This is a genomic window from Sphingosinicella soli (assembly GCF_014199685.1).
Classification (GTDB): Bacteria; Pseudomonadota; Alphaproteobacteria; order Sphingomonadales; family Sphingomonadaceae; genus Sphingosinicella; species Sphingosinicella soli.
In genome coordinates this window covers 64418-88161 of the sequence record NZ_JACHNZ010000007.1, presented here as the reverse complement: position 1 = coordinate 88161, position 23744 = coordinate 64418, and the positions used below count along the sequence as shown (strand labels likewise).

Annotated in this window: 23 protein-coding genes; 8 read left to right on the top strand and 15 right to left on the bottom strand. The window is 66.6% G+C overall.

Going from position 1 to position 23744, the window contains the following annotated elements; genetic code table 11:
• Positions 1-44 precede the first annotated feature (44 nt).
• Positions 45-1595, top strand: coding sequence for a Do family serine endopeptidase (locus tag GGQ98_RS04500; protein WP_184065747.1), 1551 nt, complete (start codon positions 45-47; stop codon positions 1593-1595).
• A gap of 126 nt (positions 1596-1721) precedes the next feature.
• Positions 1722-3329: a helicase HerA-like domain-containing protein gene (locus tag GGQ98_RS04495; protein ID WP_184065744.1), complete on the top strand. Its 1608-nt coding sequence runs from the start codon at positions 1722-1724 to the stop codon at positions 3327-3329.
• Here the strand turns inward: GGQ98_RS04495 and GGQ98_RS04490 are convergent, their stop codons facing one another.
• The 7 genes from GGQ98_RS04490 to GGQ98_RS04460 are packed head-to-tail and all read right to left on the bottom strand — an operon-like array spanning position 3330 to position 10650.
• Entirely contained in the window at positions 3330-3761 is a 432-nt protein-coding gene (locus tag GGQ98_RS04490; protein WP_184065741.1) for a DUF3035 domain-containing protein, read from the bottom strand. It abuts the gene before it with no gap.
• 16 nt (positions 3762-3777) lie between these two features.
• Positions 3778-4257: a signal peptidase II gene (gene lspA, locus GGQ98_RS04485; protein ID WP_184065738.1), complete on the bottom strand. Its 480-nt coding sequence runs from the start codon at positions 4255-4257 to the stop codon at positions 3778-3780.
• Positions 4254-7202, bottom strand: a complete 2949-nt coding sequence (gene ileS, locus GGQ98_RS04480) for an isoleucine--tRNA ligase (RefSeq protein WP_184065735.1) — start codon at positions 7200-7202, stop codon at positions 4254-4256. The genes lspA and ileS overlap by 4 nt, the downstream gene beginning before the upstream one ends.
• A 13-nt stretch (positions 7203-7215) precedes the next feature.
• Positions 7216-8145, bottom strand: a complete 930-nt coding sequence (locus tag GGQ98_RS04475; protein ID WP_184065732.1) for a bifunctional riboflavin kinase/FAD synthetase — start codon at positions 8143-8145, stop codon at positions 7216-7218.
• Positions 8146-8186: 41 nt separating this feature from the next.
• Positions 8187-9344, bottom strand: a complete 1158-nt coding sequence (locus tag GGQ98_RS04470; protein ID WP_184065729.1) for a dipeptidase — start codon at positions 9342-9344, stop codon at positions 8187-8189.
• Positions 9344-9859, bottom strand: coding sequence for a dihydrofolate reductase (locus GGQ98_RS04465; RefSeq protein WP_341534131.1), 516 nt, complete (start codon positions 9857-9859; stop codon positions 9344-9346). The genes GGQ98_RS04470 and GGQ98_RS04465 overlap by 1 nt, the downstream gene beginning before the upstream one ends.
• Positions 9856-10650 (bottom strand): thymidylate synthase, encoded by a 795-nt coding sequence (locus GGQ98_RS04460; protein ID WP_184065726.1) that lies wholly within the window; start codon positions 10648-10650, stop codon positions 9856-9858. Before GGQ98_RS04460 ends, GGQ98_RS04465 begins: the two co-directional genes overlap by 4 nt.
• 127 nt (positions 10651-10777) lie before the next feature.
• On the opposite strand from GGQ98_RS04460, the gene GGQ98_RS04455 reads away from it, so the two are divergent.
• Both GGQ98_RS04455 and GGQ98_RS04450 read left to right on the top strand, forming a co-directional pair.
• On the top strand, positions 10778-12190 hold the full coding sequence (locus GGQ98_RS04455) for a glycosyl transferase family protein (protein WP_184065724.1): 1413 nt from the start codon (positions 10778-10780) through the stop codon (positions 12188-12190).
• Positions 12190-13338, top strand: coding sequence for a hypothetical protein (locus tag GGQ98_RS04450; RefSeq protein ID WP_184065721.1), 1149 nt, complete (start codon positions 12190-12192; stop codon positions 13336-13338). Before GGQ98_RS04455 ends, GGQ98_RS04450 begins: the two co-directional genes overlap by 1 nt.
• 18 nt (positions 13339-13356) lie before the next feature.
• On the opposite strand, the gene GGQ98_RS04445 is transcribed toward GGQ98_RS04450, so the two are convergent.
• Entirely contained in the window at positions 13357-14046 is a 690-nt protein-coding gene (locus GGQ98_RS04445; RefSeq protein ID WP_243451697.1) for a MerR family transcriptional regulator, read from the bottom strand.
• Positions 14047-14259: 213 nt separating this feature from the next.
• Here GGQ98_RS04445 and GGQ98_RS04440 point away from each other — a divergent pair, with 213 nt between their 5' ends.
• From GGQ98_RS04440 to GGQ98_RS04430, 3 genes are all read left to right on the top strand, one after another.
• A complete protein-coding gene (locus GGQ98_RS04440; protein ID WP_184065715.1) occupies positions 14260-15174 on the top strand; it encodes a sulfite exporter TauE/SafE family protein in 915 nt (304 codons plus the stop codon).
• A complete protein-coding gene (locus tag GGQ98_RS04435; RefSeq protein WP_184065713.1) occupies positions 15171-15917 on the top strand; it encodes a TIGR02186 family protein in 747 nt (248 codons plus the stop codon). The genes GGQ98_RS04440 and GGQ98_RS04435 overlap by 4 nt, the downstream gene beginning before the upstream one ends.
• 123 nt (positions 15918-16040) lie before the next feature.
• On the top strand, positions 16041-17669 hold the full coding sequence (locus GGQ98_RS04430; RefSeq protein ID WP_243451696.1) for an ATP-binding protein: 1629 nt from the start codon (positions 16041-16043) through the stop codon (positions 17667-17669).
• A 162-nt stretch (positions 17670-17831) separates the two neighbouring features.
• Here the strand turns inward: GGQ98_RS04430 and GGQ98_RS04425 are convergent, their stop codons facing one another.
• Positions 17832-18788 carry a LysR family transcriptional regulator gene (locus GGQ98_RS04425; protein ID WP_184065710.1) on the bottom strand — a complete coding sequence of 319 codons (957 nt, stop codon included), beginning with the start codon at positions 18786-18788 and terminating at the stop codon, positions 17832-17834.
• Between the two features lie 93 nt (positions 18789-18881).
• Between GGQ98_RS04425 and GGQ98_RS04420 the strand changes: the two genes are divergently transcribed.
• Positions 18882-19496 carry an FMN-dependent NADH-azoreductase gene (locus GGQ98_RS04420; RefSeq protein ID WP_184065707.1) on the top strand — a complete coding sequence of 205 codons (615 nt, stop codon included), beginning with the start codon at positions 18882-18884 and terminating at the stop codon, positions 19494-19496.
• A 59-nt stretch (positions 19497-19555) separates the two neighbouring features.
• Here GGQ98_RS04420 and GGQ98_RS04415 read toward each other — a convergent pair whose 3' ends face one another.
• The 6 genes from GGQ98_RS04415 to GGQ98_RS04390 all read right to left on the bottom strand — a co-directional run bounded on the left by GGQ98_RS04415 (position 19556) and on the right by GGQ98_RS04390 (position 23721).
• Positions 19556-19909, bottom strand: coding sequence for a HesB/IscA family protein (locus GGQ98_RS04415; protein WP_184065704.1), 354 nt, complete (start codon positions 19907-19909; stop codon positions 19556-19558).
• The gene (locus tag GGQ98_RS04410; RefSeq protein ID WP_184065701.1) at positions 19906-20361 is read right to left on the bottom strand and encodes an SUF system Fe-S cluster assembly protein; all 456 of its coding nucleotides are present in this window, start codon (positions 20359-20361) and stop codon (positions 19906-19908) included. The genes GGQ98_RS04415 and GGQ98_RS04410 overlap by 4 nt, the downstream gene beginning before the upstream one ends.
• Complete coding sequence (locus GGQ98_RS04405) at positions 20358-21563, bottom strand: cysteine desulfurase (protein ID WP_184065696.1); 1206 nt, start codon at positions 21561-21563, stop codon at positions 20358-20360. The genes GGQ98_RS04410 and GGQ98_RS04405 overlap by 4 nt, the downstream gene beginning before the upstream one ends.
• The gene (locus tag GGQ98_RS04400; protein ID WP_184065694.1) at positions 21560-22309 is read right to left on the bottom strand and encodes a SufD family Fe-S cluster assembly protein; all 750 of its coding nucleotides are present in this window, start codon (positions 22307-22309) and stop codon (positions 21560-21562) included. The genes GGQ98_RS04405 and GGQ98_RS04400 overlap by 4 nt, the downstream gene beginning before the upstream one ends.
• A 115-nt stretch (positions 22310-22424) precedes the next feature.
• Positions 22425-23165, bottom strand: coding sequence for a Fe-S cluster assembly ATPase SufC (sufC, locus tag GGQ98_RS04395; RefSeq protein WP_184065691.1), 741 nt, complete (start codon positions 23163-23165; stop codon positions 22425-22427).
• Between the two features lie 4 nt (positions 23166-23169).
• On the bottom strand, positions 23170-23721 hold the full coding sequence (locus tag GGQ98_RS04390) for an endonuclease domain-containing protein (RefSeq protein WP_243451691.1): 552 nt from the start codon (positions 23719-23721) through the stop codon (positions 23170-23172).
• Between the last annotated feature and the right edge of the window lie 23 nt (positions 23722-23744).

Genomic DNA, 23744 nt, shown 5'->3' with positions numbered 1-23744 from the left:
CGCCGAGCGGTTCTTAAATGGCGTCACTTGAGGAGACGAGATACGTGCGTATCGCATTTGCCATGACCGGCGCGGCCGTTCTGTTCGCCAGCGCCGCAACGCTTGCCCTTCAGGAACCGGGCCATGCCCAGCAGACGCAGCAGCAGCCGGTGCAGGCGCCTGTCAGCGCCCCCGGCGGCGCGCCGGGCAGCTTCGCGGACCTGACCGCGCGGCTGCAGCCCGCAGTCGTCAACGTCTCCACCACGCAGGAGATCGAGGTGGGCCGCATGCGCGGGGTTCCCCGCTTCGCGCCGGGCACGCCGCTCGATGAACTGTTCCGCCGCTTTCAGGAACAGCAGCAGCAGGAAGGCCAGGAACCCGAGACGCGCGAGGCGCAGTCGCTGGGCTCCGGCTTCATCATCTCGCCGGACGGCTATGTCGTCACCAACAACCACGTCGTCACCGGACGCGGCGGCGCCGAGGCGGTCGACAAGATCACCGTGACGCTGTCCGACCGCACCGAATATTCGGCACGCATCGTGGGCCGCGACCCGCTTTCCGATCTCGCACTTCTGAAGATCGAGGGCAAGGATCTGCCTTACGTGCGCTTCGGCCAGTCCGAGCGCGTGCGCGTGGGCGACTGGGTGATCGCCATCGGCAACCCGTTCGGCCTGGGCGGCACGGTGACGGCGGGCATCGTGTCGGCGCTGCACCGCAATATCCAGGCGGGGCAATACGACCGCTACATCCAGACCGACGCCTCGATCAACCAGGGCAATTCGGGCGGGCCGATGTTCGACCTTTCCGGCAACGTGATCGGCGTGAACACGGCGATCTTCTCGCCGACGGGCGGCAACGTGGGCATCGGCTTCGCGATCCCCGCCGAGCAGGCCTCGCCGGTGATCGACCAGCTGCGCTCGATCGGGCGCGTTCGGCGCGGCTACATGGGCGTCAGCATCCAGCCGGTGACGCCGGAGATCGCTTCGGCGCTCGGGCTCCAGAAGGATCGCGGCGAGATTGTCGCGAGCGTCGAGAACGACGGCCCGGCGAAGAAAGCCGGCATTCTTCCCGGCGACGTCATCACGCGCGTGAACAACCAGGAAGTGACCGTCGACAACACGCTGTCGTCGATCGTCGCGAACAGCGGCATCGGCAGCCGCGTACCGATCGAATTCTACCGCAAGGGCAAGCGCCAGACCGTGCAGGCGACGCTGATCGAGCGGCCGTCTGAAATCGCCGTGGCGGGCGCCGACGACGAAGCCCCGGACGGTGACGCGGCGACGAGCGAAGCGGCGGCATCGGCCCGTCGCAGCCTGGGCATCACGCTTGCCGAACTGACCCCCGAAGTGCGCCGCCAGCTCGGCATCGACAACGAGGTCGAGGGCGTGGTGATCGCCAGCCTGAACCGCAACAGCGATGCCGCCAAGCGCGGCCTGCAGCGCGGCGACGTGATCCTTTCGATCAACCAGCAGCTGACCAAGACACCGGCCGCCGCTGCTGCCGCCGTCGCCGCCGCGCGCAAGGCCGGGCGCGATACGGTCGTGCTGTTCGTGAAGCGCGGCGCGCGCCCGCCGCAGTTCATCGGCATCTCCATGATGGGCAAGGACGACGGCTGAGCCCCGGCCGCTTCGGCCAGAAACAGAACCCCGGTCGCGACACGCTCGCGGCCGGGGTTTTCTTTTCCGGCTTTCGGTTTTCGCGCGACATGCTTTACTTGTGCCGGAGCGGACAGGGAGCGGGTGATGGGAACGATTTTCGTCGGTGCGGCGGGTGACAAGGCGCTCGAACTCGATCTGAAACGCGCCAACCGGCACGGCCTGATCGCGGGCGCGACGGGCACAGGCAAGACCGTGAGCCTGCAAATCCTCGCCGAGGGCTTCTCGAAGATCGGCGTGCCCGTGTTCATGGCGGACGTGAAGGGCGACCTTGCCGGGCTCGCCATGCCGGGCTCTGCGACGCACAAGGCGCACGACGCCCTGCAGAAACGTGCCGCCGGCATGGGCCTTGCCGATTATGCCTACGAAGCCTTCCCGGTGGTGTTCTGGGATCTGTTCGGCGAGCAGGGGCACCCTGTGCGCACCACGGTTTCGGAAATGGGGCCACTGCTGCTCTCCCGCCTGATGGGGCTGAACGAAACGCAGGAGGGCGTGCTCACCATCGCCTTCCGCATCGCCGACGAGGAACAGCTGATGCTGCTGGACCTCAAGGATCTGCAATCGATGCTGACCTATGTGGCGGACAATGCCGCGACGATCGGCACGCGCTACGGCAACGTCACCAAGGCGAGCGTCGGCGCCATCCAGCGGCAGCTGCTGGTGCTGGAGAACGAGGACGGCGCGCGCTTCTTCGCCGAGCCTGCGCTCAGCGTCGCCGACCTGATGACGGTGGCGGACGACGGACGCGGGCAGGTGAACATCCTTGCCGCCGACAAGCTGATGCAGAGCCCGCGGCTTTATTCCACATTCCTGCTGTGGCTGCTTTCGGAACTGTTCGAAGCGCTGCCGGAGGTGGGCGACCCCGACAAGCCGAAGATGGTGTTCTTCTTCGACGAGGCCCACCTGCTGTTCGACGAGGCGCCGAAGGCACTGCTCGAAAAGGTGGAGCAGGTGGTGCGTCTGATCCGTTCGAAAGGCGTCGGCGTCTATTTCATCACGCAGAACCCGATCGACGTTCCCGAGGACGTCGGCGGGCAGCTCGGCAACCGCATCCAGCACGCGCTGCGCGCCTTCACGCCGCGCGACCAGAAGGCCATCAAGGCCGCCGCCGAGACGTTCCGCATCAATCCGGGGCTCGATGTCGTGACCGCGATCACCGAGCTGAAGGTCGGCGAGGCGCTCGTTTCGCTGCTCGACAGCGACGGCGCGCCCGCACCCGTGGAGCGCGCGCTCATCCGCCCACCCTGCTCGCGACTCGGGCCGCTGACCGAGCAGGAGCGCAAGGTGATGATCGCAAGTTCACCCTTCGCGGGGCGCTATGAGGAGAGCATCGACCGCGAATCGGCGTTCGAGATTCTGAAGGCGCGCGCGGAGCAGGCGCTCGAAACCGTGGAGGAAGAAGCCCCGGCGGCGCGCGGCAAGACCGGCAGCAACTGGTCGAACAGCATCCTCGGCAAGATCGCGGGCGCGGTGATCGGCGCGTTCGTCGCCAAGAAGGCGCGCGACTTCGGCGACAGCCTCGCGGGCAAGAAGCCCTCGCGCCGCAGCGCATCGGCGACCTCGACCGCTGTGGGAACCGCAGGCAGCCAGATCGGCTACGAGATCGGCAAGGCGATCGCCGGCCCGATGGGCGGCCGCATCGGCCGCGGCGTCCTCGGCAGCTTCAGCCGCGGCGTGGCGAAGAAGATCGGGTAGCTAGCCGCCGATCGAAGCGCTCGCCGTCGCCGGATCGCTGCTGCCCGGCTGCGCGTCGATGATCGTCTTCAGGGTCGCGCCCTTGTTGACGACTTCCGTGGCGGGATCGCCTGCCGTGGAGCGCGCCGAGGGATCGGGGCGCGTCGCGCCTGCATCGTCGAGCAGCTTCTGCTCTCCGACCGACTTCGGCGCCGGGCGCACGCCCGCGCCGAACAGCGCTTCCATCGCCTGCGTCTGCGCATCGGTTTCCATCGGACGCGGCGCGCCGGGGCGCGGCGGGGCGAGGTTGTAGTCCGGCGGCACGACAAGCGGCGCGGAGCGGCCGATGGCGAACTCGTCCGGCGCGTCGCGCCCGAAGATGCCGCTGCTGCCGCAGGCGGAAAGACCAAGCACCGTTACGCCCAAAAGGGCAGCGCGCGTCAGGGAAGACATGCTTTTCAACTCCACTTCATTCTGCTGCCGCAGGCTTGCGTTCGAAGAACGCGCGCAGCAACAGGATTGCGACACCTATCGTAATCGCCGCGTCGGCGACATTGAAGACATAAAAGCTCCATGCGCCGACATGGACGTGCACGAAATCGACGACGTAGCCGAAACGCACGCGATCGACGATGTTGCCGAGCGCGCCGCCGAGCACGAGCGCGAGCGCGAGAATATCGATGCGGTTCGTCTCCTTGCGCATCCACCACGCGACGCCGCCTGCGATGAGCGCGGTGACGGCGGTGAGAATCCAGCGCTCCGTCGCGCCGTCCGCCTGCAAGAGCCCCATCGAGACGCCGCGATTTTCCACCCACGTGAGGCTGAGGACGGGCAGCAGGTTGATGCTGCCCTTCGCCTGCAGGCCGATGCCGGCGATGATCCACAGCTTCACGAGCTGATCGACGACGAAGATCGCCGCCGAAAGCAGATAGGCCCGCGCCGCCGTCACGCCGTCACCCCGGTGCAGCGCACGCAAAGTTCGGTGGCGGGATCAACATCGCCGGTGTGGCGCCAGCAGCGCGCGCATTTTTCCGCCTCGGTGCGCGTCACCACGGTGGCATCGCCGCCATATTCGGCCGCGCTGACGATCGACACCTCGGCGAAATCCGCCGCCGAAATGCCCGCAACTTCGGGGAGACGCACGACCGCCTCGTTCGACGAGCGGATCGTCTTTTCACGCCGGAAGGGCTCGATCGCCTCGGTGACGCTTTCGCGCGCGGCGCGGATCGTCTCCCATTTCTGCCCGAGCGCAGCGTCCAGCCAGGCCGCATCGATCTCCGGCCAATCGAGCAGGTGGACCGAGCCGTCTTCGCTGGGGAAGCGGGCCTGCCAGGCTTCTTCGGCGGTGAACACCAGCACGGGCGCGAACCAGCGGGTGAGCGCGTGGAACAGCGTGTCCATCACCGTGCGGCAGGCGCGCCGCTTCGGGCTGTCCACGGCGTCGCAGTAGAGGCTGTCCTTGCGCACATCGAAGTAGAAGGCGCTGAGATCGTGGACGCAGAACGCCTGGAGCACGGTGACGTAGCGCGTGAAATCGAAGTCGTTCACGCAGCCGCGCAGTTCGTCGCCGAGCTGCGCCAGGCGGTGCAGCACCCAGCGTTCCAGCTCCGGCATGTCCGCCGCCGCGATGCGCTCGGCCTCGTCGAAGCCGTCGAGCGCGCCGAGCAGATAGCGGAAGGTGTTGCGGATCTTGCGGTAGGCATCGGTCATGCCGCGCATGATTTCCGGGCCGATGCGGTGATCCTCGCGCCAATCGACGTTCAGCGCCCACAGCCGCAGCACGTCCGCGCCGCTTTCGCCGATCACCTTGTTGGGATCGATGGTGTTGCCGAGGCTTTTCGACATCTTGCGGCCCGACGCATCGAGCGTGAAGCCGTGCGTGACGACCGCGTCATAAGGCGCGCGCCCGCGCGTGACGCAGGATTGCAGCAGCGAGGACTGGAACCAGCCGCGATGCTGGTCCGAGCCTTCGAGATAAAGGTCTGCGGGCCAGCGCAGATCGGGCCAGCGGCCTGATTCGAGCACGAACGCGTGCGTGCAGCCCGAATCGAACCACACGTCGAGAATGTCGCCCATGCGCTCGTAATCGTCGGCCTTGTACGCGTCCCCAAGGAAGACCTGCGGATCGGTGCCCGTCCACGCATCGACGCCCTCGGCGCGAACCGCCGCGACGATGCGGGCGTTCACATCCGCATCGACGAGATATTCGCCCGTCTGCCGGTGGACGAACAGCGTGATCGGCACGCCCCACGCGCGCTGGCGCGAGAGCACCCAGTCCGGCCGCCCGGACACCATCGCGCCGATGCGGTTCGCCCCGCGCTCCGGCACCCAGCGCACACGCTCGATCTCCGCCATCGCGGTTTCGCGGAGCGTTTTGCCCTGCGCTTCGATCGGCTTGTCCATCGGCACGAACCACTGCGGCGTGCAGCGGAAGATGACCTTGGCCTTGGAACGCCACGAGTGCGGGTAGGAGTGAGAATAATCCGCCGACGCCGCGAGCAGACCGCCCGCAGTTTTCAGGTCCGAGCAGATCGGGCCTTCCGGGCCGTTGAACTTCGGGTTGATGACGCTGCCTTGCCCGCCGAGCCATGCCCAGTCGGCGCGGTACTTGCCGTCGCCTTCCACCGCGAACACGGGATCGATGCCGTGCGCCTTGCAGAGCAGGAAGTCGTCCTCGCCGTGGTCCGGCGCCATGTGGACAAGGCCGGTGCCGCTCTCGGTGGTAACGAAATCGCCGGGGAGGAACGGGCGCGGGCGCAGGAAGAACTCGGCCAGCATCGACTGCCGGTCGATCGCAGGCTCTCGCCCCTCTCCTTCAGGGGAGGGGTTGGGGTGGGGCGTGGCCCCATCCGCCGAGTCCGCCGGAGAGGCCCCACCCCCGACCCCTCCCCTCAAGGGGAGGGGGGATTCGAACAGGTTCGCCATCGGGTGGCGGGCGATGGTGCCGGCGAGATCGGAACCTTTGCCGGTCCACTGTTTGCCTTGGCCGTGGCCGTACGCCGTCAGGGTGACATCACCGATTTGGCCGCTAACTGCCATCAACCTCTCTAGGACGCCCGGGATAAGCTCCTTAGAAATGAGGAGCTTTTTGCCATTCCAAGGAAGAATTTCATATTCAATGTCCGGACCATACGCGAGCGCCTGGTTTACCGGCACAGTCCACGGCGTGGTCGTCCAGATCACGGCATACGCACCAACCAGTTCGGTGATCGGAGACTCCGTGATCTCGAACGCCACATCCACCTGCGTGGAGACGATATCCTCGTATTCCACCTCCGCCTCGGCGAGCGCGGTCTTTTCCACGGGTGACCACATCACGGGCTTCGCGCCGCGATAGAGCTGGCCCGATTCCGCCACCTTGAGCAGCTCGGAAACGATCGTCGCCTCCGCCTGGAAATCCATCGTGAGGTAGGGATTGTCCCAATCGCCGTTGATGCCGAGGCGTTTCAGCTGCTCGCGCTGGCGGTCTACCCAGTTCTGCGCGTAGGCGCGGCATTCGGCGCGGAAGGCTTTGGGGTCGACCTCGTCCTTGTTCTTGCCCTTCTTGCGGTATTCCTCCTCGACCTTCCATTCGATCGGAAGCCCGTGGCAATCCCAGCCCGGAACATAGGGCGCATCCTTGCCGAGCAGCGTCTGCGTGCGCACGACCATGTCTTTCAGCACATGGTTGAGCGCGTGGCCGATGTGCATGTCGCCGTTGGCGTAGGGCGGGCCGTCGTGGAGGACGAATTTCTCGCGGGCTTTCCGCTCGGCGCGGAGGCGCTTGTAGAAATCCAGCCCCTGCCAGCGCGCGAGCCATTTCGGCTCCGCATCGGCAAGCCCGGCCTTCATCGGAAAATCGGTCTTCGGCAGGAAGACGGTGTCGCGGTAGTCTTTACGGGTTTCGTCGCTCATATCGCGCTACGCCCTAGAGGAGAGCAGCGCGCGCGTCCACGATATCCTTGGCGATCTGCGCCTTCAGCGCTTCGAGATCGGCGAGTTTCATTTCGGGGCGCAGGTACGCGACAAGCTCCGTTTCCAGCGTCTGCCCATAAAGATCGCCCGCATAATCGAACAGGTGAACCTCCAGCAGTTCCCTGGGCGGCGTGAACATGGGCCGGATGCCGAGGTTCGCGATGCCTTCGACAACGCGCCCGTCTTCAAGGCGGCAGCGCACGGCATAAATGCCGTAGGCCGGGCGGACGTATTCGCTGCCGATCGCGACGTTGGCCGTCGGCACATCGATCGTGCGGCCGCGCTTGTCGCCGTGTTCCACGGTGCCGGCAATGGCGAAGGGGCGGCCCATCAGCCGCGCGGCCTCGCGGCAATGCCCCGCCTGCAGCGCGGCGCGCACGCGCGTGGAGGAAATGATCGCCGAGCCTTCGTCGCGCACGGGCGACACCGTTTCGGGGATGAGCCCGTGCGCGCCGCCGAGTTCGAGCAGCTTCGCGGGATCGCCGCTCGCGCCGCGCCCGAAGGTGAAATCCTCCCCCGTGACGGTGCCGGTGAGGCCGAGGCGCCCCACGAGTACGCCCGCGACGAATTCATCGGCAGGCAGCGCCGCGAAGGCCGCATCGAAGCGCAGCACGACGGCGGCATCCATGCCGAACGCCTCGACCAGATCGAGCTTCTGATCCACCGTCGTCAGCATGAACGGCGGCAATTGCGGACGAAAGAGCCGCGCCGGGTGCGGATCGAACGTCACGACGAGCGCGGGCAGCCCCTGCGCGCGCGCGCGCGCCAGCGCCCAGCCGACGACGGCCTGATGGCCGATGTGGAAGCCGTCGAAATTGCCGATCGCCGCGATGCCGCCGCGAAGCGCGCGGGGCAGCGGCGCATCCCCCGTGATGCGTTTCATGGTCGCTCTGCTATCCCGCCCGGCCCGGCACGGCAAGGCACCTAGCGCGGCAAGGTGGCGCGGAGGACACGGAGCACGTTGCCGCCCATCGCCTTCCCGATTTCGGTCTCCGTGAAGCCCTGATCGATCAGCGCCTGCGTGACGGCGGCGAGGTGCGCGGCATCGACGCCCACGGTCGTGGCGCCGTCCCAGTCCGACCCGAGGCCGACATGATCGATGCCGACCAGATCGCGCACGTGGCGCATCGCGCGCGCGGTCGCCTGCGGGGTCGGTTCGCAGACGGCGGCGTCCCAGAAGCCGATGCCGATGACGCCGCCGGTCGCGGCGATGCCCCTGATCTCTTCGTCGGAAAGGTTGCGGTTGGTGTCGCACGTCGCCTTGACGCCGCCGTGGCTGTAGACGACCGGCTTCGTCACCAGTTTCAGCGCCTCCGCGACGGTCTTGTGGCTGGCGTGGGCGAGATCGACGATCATGCCCCTCGCCTCCATGCGGCGGATGACGTCGCGGCCGAACGGGGTGAGCCCGCCTTTTTCAAGGCCGTGCATCGAACCCGCCACCTCGTTGTCGAAGAAGTGCGTGAGGCCCGCCATGCGGTAGCCCGCATCGAACAGCACATCGACGTTGCCGAGCCTGCCTTCGAGGTTTTGGAGGCCCTCGATCGAGAGCAGCGCGCCGGTCGCGCGCCGGTCGGCGAGCAGCGCATCGAGATCGCGCACGGTGGTGACGAGGTGATAGCCCTTCGCCGCGCGCATCCGCTCCGCGTGCCAGAGCGAGCGCTGGAGCAGCGAATCCCACGTGCGCGGCGGCTGGAGCTGCGCCACCGTGAGCATCGTGATGGTGTCGGTATCGGCGCCGTTCGACTCGTAATTCTGGCCCTTCGGCGACTTGGTGACGGAGGAGAAGACCTGCAGCTTCACATTGCCGTCCTGAAGCCGGGGCAGATCGACATGGCCGCGCCCCGCGCGTGCTTCGGGATCGCGCTTCCAGAGCAGCGTGTCGGAGTGCAGATCGGCGATCACCAGCCGGTCGTGGAGTGCCTGCGCGGCAGGGCTGACGGTCCATTCGCCCGAGCCCGCGATGCGGTTCATCGAGCGCTCGAGGATGCCCGGCGCAAAGCCGAAGAACAGCGCGGCGGCTAGAACCGCCAGCGCCGCCGCGATCCACGGCCAGCGCCGTTTGCGCACCTTCGCCTTTGCCATCAGACCCTCTCCAGCGTCACGAAATCGTAGGCGGGGTGCGTTTCCCCCGCCGGATGAACCTCGCGGAAGGTCTCACGCCAGCGCGCGGGATCAAGCTCTGGAAAATACGTATCGCCTTCGGGCGCGGCGTGGATTTCGGTCAGCTCGATGCGCGTCGCGACAGGAAGCGCCTGCGCGTAGATTTCCGCGCCGCCGACCACCATGATCGTATCGGCGCGGGAGCGCGGATCGAGCCCGGCGGCGGCGATCGCTTCGGCAAGGTTCGGAACCACGGTCACGCCCTCGGGTTGCCAGCCCGTCTGGCGCGTGAGCACGATGTTGTGGCGGCCCGGCAGCGGCTTGCCGATCGATTCGAAGGTCTTGCGGCCCATGATGACGGGCTTCCCCACCGTGATGCGCTTGAAGCGTTTCAGATCTTCGGAAAGGTGCCACGGCATCGCGCCGTCCTTGCCGATCACCCGGTTGTCGGCGCGCGCGACGACGAGGACGATGTCCGGCCGGTATGTGGGGATCACACCGCCACCGGCGCCTTGATGTGCGGTTGCGCTTGGTAGCCCAGAAGCTCGAAATCCTCGTAGCGGAAGCCGAAGATGTCCTTCACGTCCGGGTTGATGCGCATCTCGGGCAGCGCCATCGGGCGGCGCGTGAGCTGCAGATCGGCCTGATCGAGGTGGTTGAGATAGAGGTGTGCGTCGCCGAAGCTGTGGACGAATTCGCCCGGTTTCAGCCCGGTGACCTGCGCCATCATCTGCGTGAGGAGCGCGTAGGACGCGATGTTGAACGGCACGCCGAGGAACACGTCGGCGCTGCGCTGGTAGAGCTGGCAGGAAAGCCGGCCTTCCGCGACGTAGAACTGGAACAGGCAGTGGCAGGGCGGCAGCGCCATGCTGTCCACCTCCGCGACGTTCCACGCCGACACGATCAGGCGCCGCGATTCGGGATTGCGGCGGATCATCTCGACGAGGTTTGAAATCTGGTCGATCACGCGCCCGCCCGGCGCCTCCCAGCGTCGCCACTGCTTGCCGTAGACGGGCCCGAGTTCGCCTTCGCTGTCCGCCCAGTCATCCCAGATCGAGACGCCGTTTTCCTTCAGGTAGCGGATGTTGGTGTCGCCCGCGAGAAACCAGAGAAGCTCGTGCACGATCGATTTCAGGTGCAGCTTCTTCGTCGTCAGCATCGGGAAGCCGTCGGCGAGATCGAAGCGCATCTGGTGGCCGAAGACGCTGAGCGTGCCCGTGCCGGTGCGGTCGCCGCGCTGCGTGCCGTGACGGCGGACGCGGGCGAGAAGATCGAGATATTGCTGCATGGGAAGAGATATACGCCGGACAGCGCCGCTTGGCGAGCAGCACAAATCCTTCAAAATTAAAGACTTGCAGAATCGTTGCGAACGGCTTTCATTACGGGCACGTTTCTGAACGGGGGGATCGTTCAGCATGGAAGACCCGTACGTCTGGCTGGCCGGATACTGGCTGCTGACGCGAGAGCTGCTGCTTCTAGCGGCGGCGGGCGTTTTGGTGTCGAGCCTGGACGATCTGCTGTTCGACCTAGTGTATTTCAGCCGCCGGATCTGGCGGCGGCTGACGGTCTATCGCGGGCGGCGGCGCACGGATGCGCGTTCGCTGCCCGGTGGCGGTTCGGCCTCGGCGCCGATCGCGGTGTTCGTTCCTGCGTGGGACGAGGCGGACGTGATCGGGCCGATGCTCACAGCCTTCACGCGGCGCATGCTGTTTCCGCACTACCGGGTGTTCGTGGGCGTCTACCCCAATGACGCGGCCACCCTGCGCGTGGTCGCCGCGCTTTCCGACCCGCGGATCGCCGTCGTGATCGTCGAGCGGGACGGCCCCACCACGAAGGCGCATTGCCTGAACGCCATCTGGCGCGCGATGTGCCGCCACGAGGACGCCTACGGCGTGCGCTTCAAGGCGATCGTGCTGCACGATGCCGAGGATGTGGTGCACCCGCGCGAACTCGGCGTCATCGATTATCTGATCCCGGCAAAGGCGATGGTGCAGTTGCCGGTGGTGCCCTTCGCGGCCCCGAACTCGCGCTGGATCGCGGGTCATTACCTGGACGAATTCGCCGAAAGTCACACCAAGGACATGGTCGTGCGCGAAGCGATCGGCGCCGCGATCCCCGCAGCGGGCGTCGCCTGCGGTTTCGAACGCGCGATGATGGGCTGGATCGCCGACGACCTGGGCGGCGCGCCGTTCGACCCGCTCTCGCTGACCGAAGACTATGAACTCGGCCACCGCATTCATGCGCGCGGCGGCAAGGCGATCTTCGTGCGCATGCCGGGCCGCGCCGGGGCGGCGCACGTCACGACGCAGGAGCATTTCCCCGAGACGCTTGAAGCCGCCGTAAGGCAGAAATCGCGCTGGCTGCTCGGCATCGCGCTTCACGGCTGGGACCGGATCGGATGGCAGGGCGGGCTTGCCGCGCGCTACATGCTGATGCGGGACCGCAAGGCGCTGCTGAACGCGATCGTCGTGATCCTCGCCTATGTGGCGGCCATCGCCTACGCCGCCGCGATCCTGTTCCGGGCAACCATGCCGGACGCGCGCCTGCTGCCTGCCGTCGTGGAGCCGGGCTCGGCGCTCGACCTGCTCCTGCGCCTCACGACCGCGCTGCTCGTCTGGCGGCTGGCAATGCGTATACTTTTCACCGGGCGCCAGCACGGGATCGCCGAAGCCCTCCGCGCGCTGCCCCGCGCCTTCGTCGGCAACATCATCAACTTCCTCGCGGCGCTGAGGGCCTGCACTCTGTATGTGCGCGGGGCCATTCGCAAAACCGCGCCCGTTTGGGAAAAGACCGCGCACCGGTTTCCCGAATCGGTGGCGCGCGACTGATGCGCCCCGTCCGCGCCTTCGCCGTGCTGTCGGTCACACTCGCCATATGGTCGGCCTGGCGCTTCGACGAAGCCGGGCGAACCTACGCCGCGATGCTTTCGCAGCGGCCGCAGGCAGCGGCCGCGCAAGGGCGACATACCGAGCCGGTTCAGGTTGCGCGCGCCCTCCCCTCGTTCATCTCGACCGACGCTCCGGCGCTTGCCGGACGCCTCGTTGCCCGCCGCGCCGAGCCGCGTTCGGGGCCGCATGCGGCTTCCATCGCATTCCTTGACGACCCGAAACCGGAAGTCGGGGCATCGGCTTCGGCAAGGTTCACCGCAAGTGCCGAGGCGGACGCCTTCGCATCCGCAGACGCGGCTTACCGCGCGCTCGCCGCAGGCAACAGACGCGCCGCCGCGAACAGCTTCGCATCCGCGCTTGCCGCCGACCCCATGCATCCCAATGCAGCCGCATGGAAAGCCGAGCTGTCGGCGCTGCGCAAACGCTGGCGGATGGAGGCCTACAGCCTGATTCGGGAAGGAACCTCCGGCCTGCTCGGCGACCGGCCGCTGCTGGGCGGGGGACAGAGCGGCGCACGCATCGGCTATACGATCGACCCCCTGTCACGGCGCCCTGTGGAAGTCTTCGCCCGCGCCGCGATCGCCCACGACCGGATAAACGGTAGCGAACGCAGCATGCAAACCGCGATCGGCGCCGCGTGGATGCCGCGCGGGCGGCAAGGCCCCGCGATCAGTGCGGAGCGCCTGCTCGCGGCCGGCGGCGACGCGCGCAGCGCCTGGTCGCTGCGCGTTTCCGGCGGAGGCTGGCACACCGCGGACGACCGCATGCCGTTTGATCTGAGCGCCTATGTCGAAGCCGGTGTTGTCGGAGCCCGCAGCCGCGATGGTTTTGCAGGCGGGCAGGCGCTGGCGCTTTATCCGCTGACGACCGAGGGACGATTTCGAACCGGTATCGGAACCGGGCTTTGGGGAAGCCTTCAGGATTCAGGCAACGGTTCGACATCAAAACTGGAAATCGGCCCGGCGGCACAGCTGACCCGTCAGCTCGGGACAGGCACAATCGAACTGCGCGGCGAATACCGCTTCCGTATCGCAGGGGAGGCCGCGCCGGGCAGCGGCCCGGCCGTTACCATCGCGACCCGGTTCTGAGCCCGCAGATCAGGCAGATCAGGCGTTGTCGTTGGCGATCCTGCGCCGCGCCTCGAGCTGACGGAGAATTTCCCGCGTCCGCATCAGGCTGAGCATTTCGTTGATGGTCGATATGCCGCGCTCCGCCATCGCGAGCGCCTCGTCGTCACCGATCTTGCCGGCGGTATGTTCGAAGAACAGCCGCATCTCCTGCCCGACCAGCCACTGGATGAACTGCGTGTACATCGCACCGCCGCCGACAAAGCCGCGCTCCACCGAGAAACCGATGACGTTCAGTTCCCAGAGGCAGCGGGCAACGGCAATATCGCGCGGCCCGAAGCGGCCATCGCGATCGGGGCAGAGCACGCCCTCCTCCACTGCGAGGCGAAGCTCATCGATCGTGAAGCCGGTCTGCTTGGCAAGCTCTTCCAGAGTCGCGCCTGCGCCGCCGGGGTCGAGCCTGGCGCGCAGCATCGCATCGAGATCGGGAAAGGCATCGGCATGCAGCCAGCGGTCGCCATCCTCGCCGTCAAGCAGCGTGCGGATGATCGCGAGCGGGAGGAAACGCTCTTCCTGAAGCCGCTTGATCGCCTTCAGCCGCGCGACATGCGTTTCATTGTAGAACGCGCTGTTCGCGCTCGCCCGGTCCGGTTCGGGCAGCAGACCTTCGCGGATGTAGAAGCGGATCGTTTCCCGCCCCACGCCGGTCAATCGTTCGAGTTCGCGCATGCGCACGCCGCGCTTCTCCCACCTTGAGTGCACCTCCGCGCTATCAGGTTTTGCGAACGCGCAATACGCAAAACCTGATCGCCTCATGCCGCGCGGAGTTTCGGCCTTCAGCCTTTCCACGGATACGCACCGCCCAAATTTTGTCTCGATACAGGCGCACGCTGACGGCAAAGGTGTTGGCGGGCGACTCGCCGACGGGTTAGTCAGGACAGCATGGACATCTACCTTCCCATCGCCGAACTCAGCGTCAATGCGCTGGTCATCGTGGGTTTCGGTGTTCTGGTCGGTTTCATGTCCGGCATGTTCGGCGTCGGCGGGGGGTTCCTGACCACACCGATGCTGATCTTCTACGGGATTCCGCCCGCAGTCGCCGTCGCCTCTTCCGCAACGCAGATCACGGGATCGAGCGTATCGGGCGCGCTCGCGCACTGGCGGCGCGGCGGTGTCGATCCGAAAATGGGCGCCGTACTGGTGGCCGGCGGCATCGTGGGGTCGGGGATCGGCTCGTATCTTTTCAAGCTGCTCCAGAAGATCGGCCAGATCGATATCTCCATCTCGCTGATCTACGTCGTGTTCCTCTCGACGATGGGCGGTTTGATGCTCGTGGAGTCGTGGCAGACGCTCCGGCGTGCGCGCACCGGGGAAATCCGCCGCGTGAAGCTGCATCCCCACATCCCACTCATCTCGGCGCTGCCCTGGAAGATGCGCTTCTACAAATCCGGCCTCTACATTTCGCCGCTGGCACCGTTCGGCATCGGTGTACTGGTCGGCATCCTCACCTTCATCATGGGCATCGGCGGCGGCTTCATCATGGTGCCGGCGATGATTTACCTGCTCGGCATGTCGGTTTCGGTGGTGGTCGGCACCTCGCTGTTCCAGATCGTGTTCACCACCTCGGTAATCACATTGCTGCATGCCGTTCAGTCCAAGACGGTCGATATCGTGCTCGCGCTGATGCTGCTGATCGGCGGCGTCATCGGGGCGCAGATCGGGGCGCGCGTGGCGCAGCGGCTGCCGCCTGAAAAACTGCGCTTCGCACTCGCCGTGCTCGTGGTTGCGGTCGCGATCCGCCTGCTTGTCGGGCTGACATGGACACCGGGCGAGCTTTATTCGGTCTATGCCGAATGAAGCGGCTGTTTCTGCCCGTGCTGTTTCTGCTGCTGTCGGCCGCCGCCCCGCCCCGGCTGATTACCGATATCAGCCACAGCAAGATCGATATCGTCTACAGCTTCGCGGGCGCGGAACTGCTGATCTTCGGCGCCATCCAGTATCCCGACGGCCAGACCCCCGACGAACGCCCGGACATCGCCGTGATCGTGCGCGGACCGCCGGAGGCCGCGACGGTGCGGCGCAAGGCGCGCGTCGCGGGCATCTGGATCAACACCCGCTCGGTACGCTTCGAGACCGCGCCGTCGTTCTACAGCGTGGCGACGACGCGGCCGATCTCGGAACTCGTCGACGACGAGACGGCGGCGATCTACGAACTCGGCCTGTCGCATCTGCAGCTGTCTCCGATTTCCGGAGACACCGACGAAATCCGGACCTTCGAGCAGGGGTTCCTGAGCCTTCGCCGCCGCGAAGGCCTGTATGCGGACGCGGCGCAAGGGGTCGAGCTGACGGAAAACGTGCTCTATCGCGCCCGGATCCAGATCCCCAGCCAGGTTCCCGTCGGCAATTATACGGTTGAAATCCACCTGATCGACGACGGCAATGTGGTGGCGAGCGCGATGCGCGAAATCAGCATCGACAAATCGGGCTTCGAGCGGCAGGTCTCGGTCGCCGCCGAGGAGCACAGCTTCTCCTACGGGCTGCTCGCCGTTGCGCTGGCGCTGCTGCTCGGATGGCTCGCCGGGCTGTTCACGCGGCGATAAACGCTTCTTTATCCCTTCGTTGCTACGACATTGCGGCAAAGCCCTGTCGCAGTGAAGGAAAGCGTCTTGGATCAATCGTTCATGCCGGTCACGCCCTCGCCGGTTGATGATCACAACGTCTTCATGCAGCCTGAAAAGGTCGCAAGCCTGCCGAGCACCTGCGTGATCGGCCGCGTTCGCGAGATTGCCGGCGGTTCCGCCATCTGCAGCCTCGACCCCGCGCAGCTGAAGGCGATCGCCGGCCACGAGGACGCCACCGTCGCGATGTCGGGGCAGGTGGGCAGCCAGGTGAAGATGCGCGTGGGCGAGCTGTGGCTGCTCGGCAACGTCCGTGACATGCGCATGGACGACGCAAGCGGCGTCATTCTTTCGTGCATCGACTTCCTCGGCGAAGGGCCCGAAGACCCCGCCACCGGATCGATGAAGGCGTTCCGCCGCGGCGTGACGCGCTATCCCGTTCCCGGCGACGACGTCTTCACCGTCTCGCGCGCCGATCTCGTGCTGGTGTTCGCCGCCGAGGACCGGCCCCACATCGAGATCGGGACCGTGTACCCGACCGAGGATGTGCGCGGCGCGCTGCTGATCGACGCCATGCTCGGCAAGCACTTCGCGCTGCTCGGATCGACCGGCACCGGCAAATCCACGAGCGCAGCGCTCATCCTGCACCGCATCATTGAAAAGGCGCCCAAAGGCCACATCATGATGCTCGATCCGCACGGCGAATATGCCGCCGCGTTCAGCTCGAACGGCATGATCTTCAACGTCGACAACCTCAACCTTCCATACTGGCTGATGAACTTCGAGGAGCACTGCGAGGTCTTCATCACCACCGACGGTTCCGAGCGCGAGCGGGACATGGACGTGCTGGCCAAGTGCCTGCTCGCCGCGCGCTCCAAGAGCCGCATCGCCGAATCGCTCGGCAAGATGACGGTCGATTCGCCGGTGCCCTACCTGCTTTCCGACCTGCTCGGCGCGATCCAGGCGCAGATGGGCAAACTCGACAAGGCAAGCGACCTTGGCCCCTACATGCGGCTGAAGAGCAAGATCGAGGAGCTGAAGAGCGACCCGCGCTACGCCTTCATGTTCAACGGCCTGCTCGTTTCGGACTCGATGGCGCCCTTCCTTTCCAAGATCTTCCGGCTTCCGGCGGAAGGCAAGCCGATCTCGATCGTCGACCTGTCGGGCGTGCCCTCCGACATCGTGACCGTGGTGGTCGCCGTGCTGGCGCGCATGGTGTTCGACTATGCGATCTGGGCACGGCGCGAGCCGCAGCGCCCGATCCTGCTCGTCTGCGAAGAGGCGCACCGCTATGTGCCGTCCGACCGCGAGACGAAGGGCGTCGCGGTTCGCAAGGTTCTGGAACGCATCGCCAAGGAGGGCCGCAAATACGGCGTTTCCCTGGGGCTCATCACGCAGCGTCCGTCGGACCTTGCCGAAGGCGTGCTCTCGCAGTGCGGCACGATCATCGCCATGCGCCTCAACAACGAACGCGATCAGATGTATGTGCGCAACGCCATGCCGGAAGGCGCGCGCGGCTTCCTCGATTCGATCCCGGCGCTGCGCAACCGCGAATGCATCATCTGCGGCGAGGGCGTTTCGATCCCCATCCGCGTCCGGCTCGACGATCTTGCGCCGCAGCTTCGCCCGGCGTCGGACGATCCGCTTTTCAGCCAGCTCTGGACCGAGGAAGGCGACGAGGCCGGTATCCTGACCCGCACCATCCATCGCTGGCGCGGTCAGGGCCGAGGCTAGCGCAGTCCCAAGGTTACAAAGGTTACGCCAAGAAAGGGCAAGCAGGCCCGCGTGTCGGTCGTAGGGGTCCGCAGCGTTTTTTGCGCAAAAAACCGGTTCTCAACTTTCCGCACGAGGCCCCGGCGCTTCAAAGAACAGCACACGGGCTTCCCACGGGCAATCCTATTTGGAAAGCCGTTTTTCGGTTTGCGCCTTCATCGCCAGCCAGCACGGATCCCATGTCGGCTCGGGGCCGAAACGGGCGGCGAGGAATTCGACGAGCGCGCGTACCCGCGCCGTCGCGCTGCGACCCGGCGGCATGACGGCGTAGAGCCCGGTTTCGCTGCGCGTCCATTCATCGAGCACGATCACCACGGACCCGCGGGTGATGGCCGGCGAGGCAATGAAGGCCGGCAGCATGGCGATGCCGAGGCCCGCTTCCACGGCCGTGAGCAGCATCTCGCCGCTGTTCGCGCGCAGGCGCGTGCGGCCCTTCACAAATTCGCCGCGCCCGTCGATTTCGAACCGCCACGCTTCCGAAGGCGCGACGTTCGCGTATTGAAGCACATCGTGATCCGCGATGTCGCGCGGATGCGAGGGCGTTCCCATGCGCGCGAGATAGGCGGGGCTTGCGATCGCGACGGCGCGGATCGGCGCGAGCTTGCGCGCAATGAGCGTCGAATCGGCGAGCTGGCCGATGCGGACGGCAAGATCGAGCCCTTCGCCGATGATGTCCGCGCGGCGGTCGTCGAAGCTGATGTCGAACTCGACGCGCGGGTGGGCGGCCGCGAACTCCGCGAGCGCGGGCGCCAGATGGGCAAGGCCGAACGAAAGCGGCGCGGACAGGCGGATCGGCCCGGCGATCTCGGCCATCGCGGAGGCCACCGCCTCGCGCGCCGCTTCAAGCCCCGTGATCGCTTCGCGCACGCGCGCAAAATAGTCCGCGCCGACATCGGTGGGACGCGCGCCCTGCGCGCTGCGGGTGAGAAGGCGCGCGCCGAGCGCGGCTTCGAGCCGCGCGACGCGGCGGCTGACGATCGACTTCGAAATGCCGAGACGCTCGGCGGCGCGGCTGAAGCTGCCGGTTTCGACGACCGCGACCAGCGCCGCGATATCCGAAAGGTCGCTCGTCTGTTCCATTTCATGCAACTCCGGTGTTCGCATTGCTGCGCTATCGGCAACACGGGTCGCACATTAGCTAAAGCGCTGCAATCGAGATCAAGGACCAGACCCATGCAGAATATTCTTGTCGTTCAAAGCAGCGTACTCGGCGACGCATCCGCATCGCGCGGCCTGGTAGGCCACTTTCTGGACGCCGCCAGACCAGGCGCGAGCGTTACGGTTCGCGATCTCGGCGCCGACCCGTTGCCGCATCTTTCAGGTGCGACGCTCGGCGGGTTCAGCGGCGCGGACAGCCCGGAGGCAACCGCAGAGCGCGCGCTTTCCGACGCGCTGATCGCCGAGCTTCAGGCCGCCGACGTCGTCGTGATCGGCGCGCCGATGTACAATTTCGGCATCACATCCAACCTGAAAAGCTGGTTCGACCGCGTGCTGCGCGCAGGCGTGACCTTCCACTACACGGCGGAAGGCCCTGTAGGGCACCTGACCGGCAAGCGTGCGATCGTCGTCGAGACGCGCGGCGGTTTCTACGGCGAAGGGGGTGCAACGGCGCTCGACGCGCAGGAGCCGCACATCCGCGCCATGCTGAACTTCATCGGCATCACCGACATTGTTTTCGTCCGCGCCGAACGCCTGGCGATTTCGCCTGAAGCGCGCACGGAATCGCTCGCCGCTGCGGCCGATGAACTCAGGAAACTCGGTGCAGAGGGGCTTGCGCAGGCGGCCTGACGATCCGGTTCGGCCCGCGCCCGATCCCGATCCCGAGCCGGGCCGGGCCGGGCCGAACTTCAGACCGTGAAGCTCTCGCCGCAGCCGCAGCTGCCCTTGGCATTGGGGTTTTCGAAGACGAAGCCTGCGGCGAAATCGTCTTCCTTCCAGTCCATGCGGCTGCCGATCAGGTAAAGCAGTGAGCCGCCGTCGACGAACAAGGTGCCGCCGGGCGTTTCGATACGCTCGTCGCCGGGCTTCGCCTCGGTGACGTAATCGATGCTGTAGGCAAGCCCCGAACAGCCGCGCCGGGGCGTCGACAGGCGCACGCCGAGCGTGCCTTCGGGCGCGCGCGCCATCATCGCGGCGATGCGCGCGTCGGCGTTTTCGGTGAGCGCGATGGGCGCGGGGCGTTCTCGGACGATCGTGCTCATAGCATTCCAAGCTCCAGCTTTGCCTCGTCGGACATCTTCTGCGGATCCCACGGCGGATCCCAGACGAGGTTGACCTCCGCCGAGCCGACGCCCGGCACGCTGCCGACGCGGATTTCCACCTCGGCGGGCATCGATTCGGCGACCGGACAGTGCGGCGTCGTGAGCGTCATGGTGACGACGGCGTGGTCGTCCACGATATCGACGCCGTAGATGAGGCCGAGATCGTAGATGTTCACCGGTATTTCGGGATCGTAAATCTCGCGCAGCGCCTGGATGACCTGATCGTAGACAGTGCCGCCCGGGCTGCCGGGGTCCGGCGCGGCGGGTTTCTGGCTGAGAAAGCCCTCCAGATAATCCGCCTTGCGCTGCACCTGCTCAAGCACGGGCCGCTCCGGCACCGGAGGCGCGGCGTCGATGCTTTCGACTGTGTAAGACCGCGTTTCCTCGCTCATCCGAAAATCCTCTTCACCCGCGCGATGCCGCGAAGCAGTCGCTCGACATCGCTTTCATCGTTGTAAACGCCGAAACTGGCGCGCGCCGTCGCCGGTACGCCGAGCACATCCATAAGCGGCTGGGCGCAGTGATGCCCGGCGCGGATGGCGACGCCTTCTTCATCCAATATGGTGCCGATGTCGTGGGGATGAACCCCCTCCATCGCGAAACTGACGATTCCGCTCGAATCTTCCGGCCCGAAGAGACGCAGCGAATTGACCTTGCGCAGCTCCGCGCGCGCGATCCCCGCGAGGTGGCGTTCGTGCGCGTCGATGGCATCGAGACCGATCGCAGACACGTAATCCATCGCGGCGGCGAGGCCGACGGCGCCGACGATATGCGGCGTTCCCGCCTCGAAACGCGTCGGCGCGGGCGCGTAGGTGGTCTTCTCGAACGTCACCGTCTCGATCATCGAGCCGCCGCCCTGCCACGGCGGCATCGCCAAAAGGATATCGCCGCGCGCCCACAGCACGCCGATGCCGGTGGGGCCGTAGAGCTTGTGGCCCGAAAAGGCGTAGAAATCGGCGCCGAGCGCCTGCACGTCCACGCCCATGCGCGGCACCGCCTGACAGCCGTCGACGAGCAGCTTCGCGCCGACAGCGTGCGCGGCGCGGGCGATGCGGGCGATGTCCGCCACCGAGCCGAGCACGTTCGAAACGTGCGCGACGGCGACGAGCCTGTGCGCGGGGGTGAGCATCGCCTCCAGCGCGTCTTCATCGATGCGGTGGTCGGCGGTGAGCGGCGCGACGTCGATCTCGATGCCGGTGCGGTCCCGCAGGAGCTGCCACGGCACGATGTTCGAATGATGCTCCAGCCGCGAGAGCAGGATGCGGTCGCCGGCCTTGAGGCCCATGCCCCAGGTTTGCGCGACGAGGTTGATGGCTTCCGTTGCGCCGCGCACGAAGACGATCTCATTCGGGCTGGAGGCGTTGATGAAGCACGCGGCGGTATTGCGCGCCGCCTCGAAACGCTCGGTCATCGCTGCCGAGCGCGCGTAGACGCCGCGGTGCACGGTGGCGTATTCGGGGCCGTAGGCTGACGCGATCGCATCGATCACGGCCTGCGGCTTCTGCGCGGTCGCGGCGGTATCGAGGTAGGACCAGTCGGCGATACCGGGGAAATCGGCGCGGCGCGAGGCGGTGATCGGCGCGAGCGCGTTCATGCGATCCGCTCCAGCGCCTGGAGCGCGGCGGCTTCGAGCGTTTCGCGCGCACCGGCGTCGTCCATGCCCGCGAAGGCATCGGCGAGGAAGGCCTGCAGCAGAAGCCCTCTGGCCTCGGCGGGCGGCAGGCCCCGGCTCGTCAGGTAGAAATACTGCGTCGCGTCCAGCTCGCCGACCGTGGCGCCGTGCGCGCACTTCACGTCGTCGGCGAAGATTTCAAGCTCGGGCTTGGCGTTGGCGGTGGCGGTGCGATCGAGCAGCATCGCCTTCACCGACTGCCCGGCATCGGTTTTCTGCGCGCCGCGATCGACCGCGACCTTGCCGAGATAGGTGCCGGTGGCTTGGCTCGCGAGCACGGTGCGCACGGTCTGGCGGCTGGTGGCGCCGGGGGCGGCGTGGCGGACGTGGGTGACGATTTCGAGCGTGGTCTTGCCGCCCGCGACCTGCGCGGCGCCGAGTTCGAAATGCGCGCCCTCGCCGAGCGTGACATCGAGCGCGATGCGGCCGTAGCGCGCGCCGAGGTTGAGGATGTGGATGTCGAGACGGGCGCCGTCTGCGATGGTGACGGCCCAGTCGCGCACCGACACGGGCTGCGCGGCATCCGCCACGAGCGTGAGCGCGCGGGTTTCTCCTGCGGCAACGGTGATCGTTTCGGACTGGACACCGGCGGGCCAGACTTCGCCGAGCGCTTCGAGGTCGCTGTAGCGCCAGGCTTCGTCGCGGCGGGTGGGGAGTGCGGTGCTCACAGTTTTTCTCCGTCACCCTGAACTTGTTTCAGGGTCCATGCGCCGGCGCGGTCGCACTGCCGTATGGATGCTGAAACACGTTCAGCATGGCGAATGAGAGAAACAGGGAACAAGGTCACGCCGCCAGCTCTCCGTAGCCCTCACGCTCAAGCGCGTGCGCCAGCTCCGGCCCGCCGGAGCGGACGATGCGGCCGCCGGAGAGGACGTGCACCTTGTCGGGCTTCACATAGTCGAGCAGGCGCTGGTAGTGCGTGATGAGCAGGAACGCGCGCTGCGGCGAGCGAAGCCGGTTGATGCCGCCCGCGACGACTTTCAGCGCATCGATGTCGAGGCCCGAATCGGTCTCGTCGAGCACCGCGAACTTCGGGGCGAGCAACGCCATCTGCACCATCTCGTTGCGCTTCTTCTCGCCGCCCGAGAAGCCGACGTTCACGCCGCGCTTCATGTGATCCATGGTGAGATCGAAGGCATCCGCCTCGGTGCGCGCAAGGCGCATGAAATCGGCGGCCGACATGTCCGCCTCGCCGCGCAGTTTACGCTGGGCGTTGAGCGCGGTGCGCAGGAAGTTGAGGTTGGAAACGCCGGGGATTTCAACGGGGTACTGCAGCCCGAGGAAGAAACCGGCGGCGGCGCGCTCGTGCGGATCGAGGGCGAGGAGATCCTTGCCGTCGAATGTTGCGGAGCCCGAGGTCGCTTCGTAGCCCTCGCGGCCTGCAAGCACGTAGCCGAGCGTCGACTTGCCCGAGCCGTTCGGACCCATGATGGCATGGACCTCACCGGCGCCGACTTCGAGCGTCAGCCCCTTGAGGATTTCCTTGTCGCCGACATTGGCGTGGAGGTTTTCGATTTTGAGCATATGCCTAGCTTTTCGTGAGGGGCTTTGCAGCGGCTGCGCTGTTTCGTGACTGTCGCGTCATGCGGGGCCGCCCCACCCCCGGCCCCTCCCCTGAAGAGGAGGGGAGAGATGTTTCAAGCCCCTCCTCTTCAGGGGAGGGGTTGGGGTGGGGCGTCCGGCGATCCGCCGTGGTATCCAGAATGTGCAGGAGGTGTTCGAGCACAGCGTCAATACTGCGTAACACGTCGTCGTTGCTGATGCGGACGACGCGGTAGCCGAGGGCCGCGAGGCGGGCATCTCGGCGCGCATCAGCGGCGGGATCGACATGCGTGTCGCCGTCCACCTCCACGATCAGGCCCTTCTGCGGGCAGAGGAAGTCCGCGATGGCCGTGCCGATCAGTGCCTGACGGCGGAACTTGTAGCCGCCGAGCTGCGAGAGGGAGAGGTGCGCCCACAGGCGCGCTTCCGGGCCGGTGGGGTCGGCGCGCATGGCGCGGGCGTGTGTTTGATTGCGGGCGAGGCGTTCGGCGGAGACGCCCCACCCCCGACCCCTCCCCTGAAGGGGAGGGGTGTTCAAGCGGCGTGCCTCATCCCGGAGGT

Excerpts from the sequence above, each read along its gene's own strand:
- GGQ98_RS04455 (WP_184065724.1), top strand. The coding sequence starts at position 10,778 with ATGGAAGACCCGTACGTCTGGCTGGCCGGATACTGGCTGCTGACGCGA.
- GGQ98_RS04435 (WP_184065713.1), top strand. The coding sequence starts at position 15,171 with ATGAAGCGGCTGTTTCTGCCCGTGCTGTTTCTGCTGCTGTCGGCCGCC.
- GGQ98_RS04445 (WP_243451697.1), bottom strand. The coding sequence starts at position 14,046 with ATGCGCGAACTCGAACGATTGACCGGCGTGGGGCGGGAAACGATCCGC.
- GGQ98_RS04405 (WP_184065696.1), bottom strand. The coding sequence starts at position 21,563 with ATGAACGCGCTCGCGCCGATCACCGCCTCGCGCCGCGCCGATTTCCCC.
- GGQ98_RS04420 (WP_184065707.1), top strand. The coding sequence starts at position 18,882 with ATGCAGAATATTCTTGTCGTTCAAAGCAGCGTACTCGGCGACGCATCC.
- GGQ98_RS04415 (WP_184065704.1), bottom strand. The coding sequence starts at position 19,909 with ATGAGCACGATCGTCCGAGAACGCCCCGCGCCCATCGCGCTCACCGAA.
- GGQ98_RS04450 (WP_184065721.1), top strand. The coding sequence starts at position 12,190 with ATGCGCCCCGTCCGCGCCTTCGCCGTGCTGTCGGTCACACTCGCCATA.
- GGQ98_RS04495 (WP_184065744.1), top strand. The coding sequence starts at position 1,722 with ATGGGAACGATTTTCGTCGGTGCGGCGGGTGACAAGGCGCTCGAACTC.
- GGQ98_RS04430 (WP_243451696.1), top strand. The coding sequence starts at position 16,041 with ATGCAGCCTGAAAAGGTCGCAAGCCTGCCGAGCACCTGCGTGATCGGC.
- GGQ98_RS04470 (WP_184065729.1), bottom strand. The coding sequence starts at position 9,344 with ATGGCAAAGGCGAAGGTGCGCAAACGGCGCTGGCCGTGGATCGCGGCG.
- GGQ98_RS04490 (WP_184065741.1), bottom strand. The coding sequence starts at position 3,761 with ATGTCTTCCCTGACGCGCGCTGCCCTTTTGGGCGTAACGGTGCTTGGT.
- GGQ98_RS04475 (WP_184065732.1), bottom strand. The coding sequence starts at position 8,145 with ATGAAACGCATCACGGGGGATGCGCCGCTGCCCCGCGCGCTTCGCGGC.
- GGQ98_RS04425 (WP_184065710.1), bottom strand. The coding sequence starts at position 18,788 with ATGGAACAGACGAGCGACCTTTCGGATATCGCGGCGCTGGTCGCGGTC.
- sufC (WP_184065691.1), bottom strand. The coding sequence starts at position 23,165 with ATGCTCAAAATCGAAAACCTCCACGCCAATGTCGGCGACAAGGAAATC.
- ileS (WP_184065735.1), bottom strand. The coding sequence starts at position 7,202 with ATGAGCGACGAAACCCGTAAAGACTACCGCGACACCGTCTTCCTGCCG.
- GGQ98_RS04440 (WP_184065715.1), top strand. The coding sequence starts at position 14,260 with ATGGACATCTACCTTCCCATCGCCGAACTCAGCGTCAATGCGCTGGTC.
- GGQ98_RS04460 (WP_184065726.1), bottom strand. The coding sequence starts at position 10,650 with ATGCAGCAATATCTCGATCTTCTCGCCCGCGTCCGCCGTCACGGCACG.
- GGQ98_RS04410 (WP_184065701.1), bottom strand. The coding sequence starts at position 20,361 with ATGAGCGAGGAAACGCGGTCTTACACAGTCGAAAGCATCGACGCCGCG.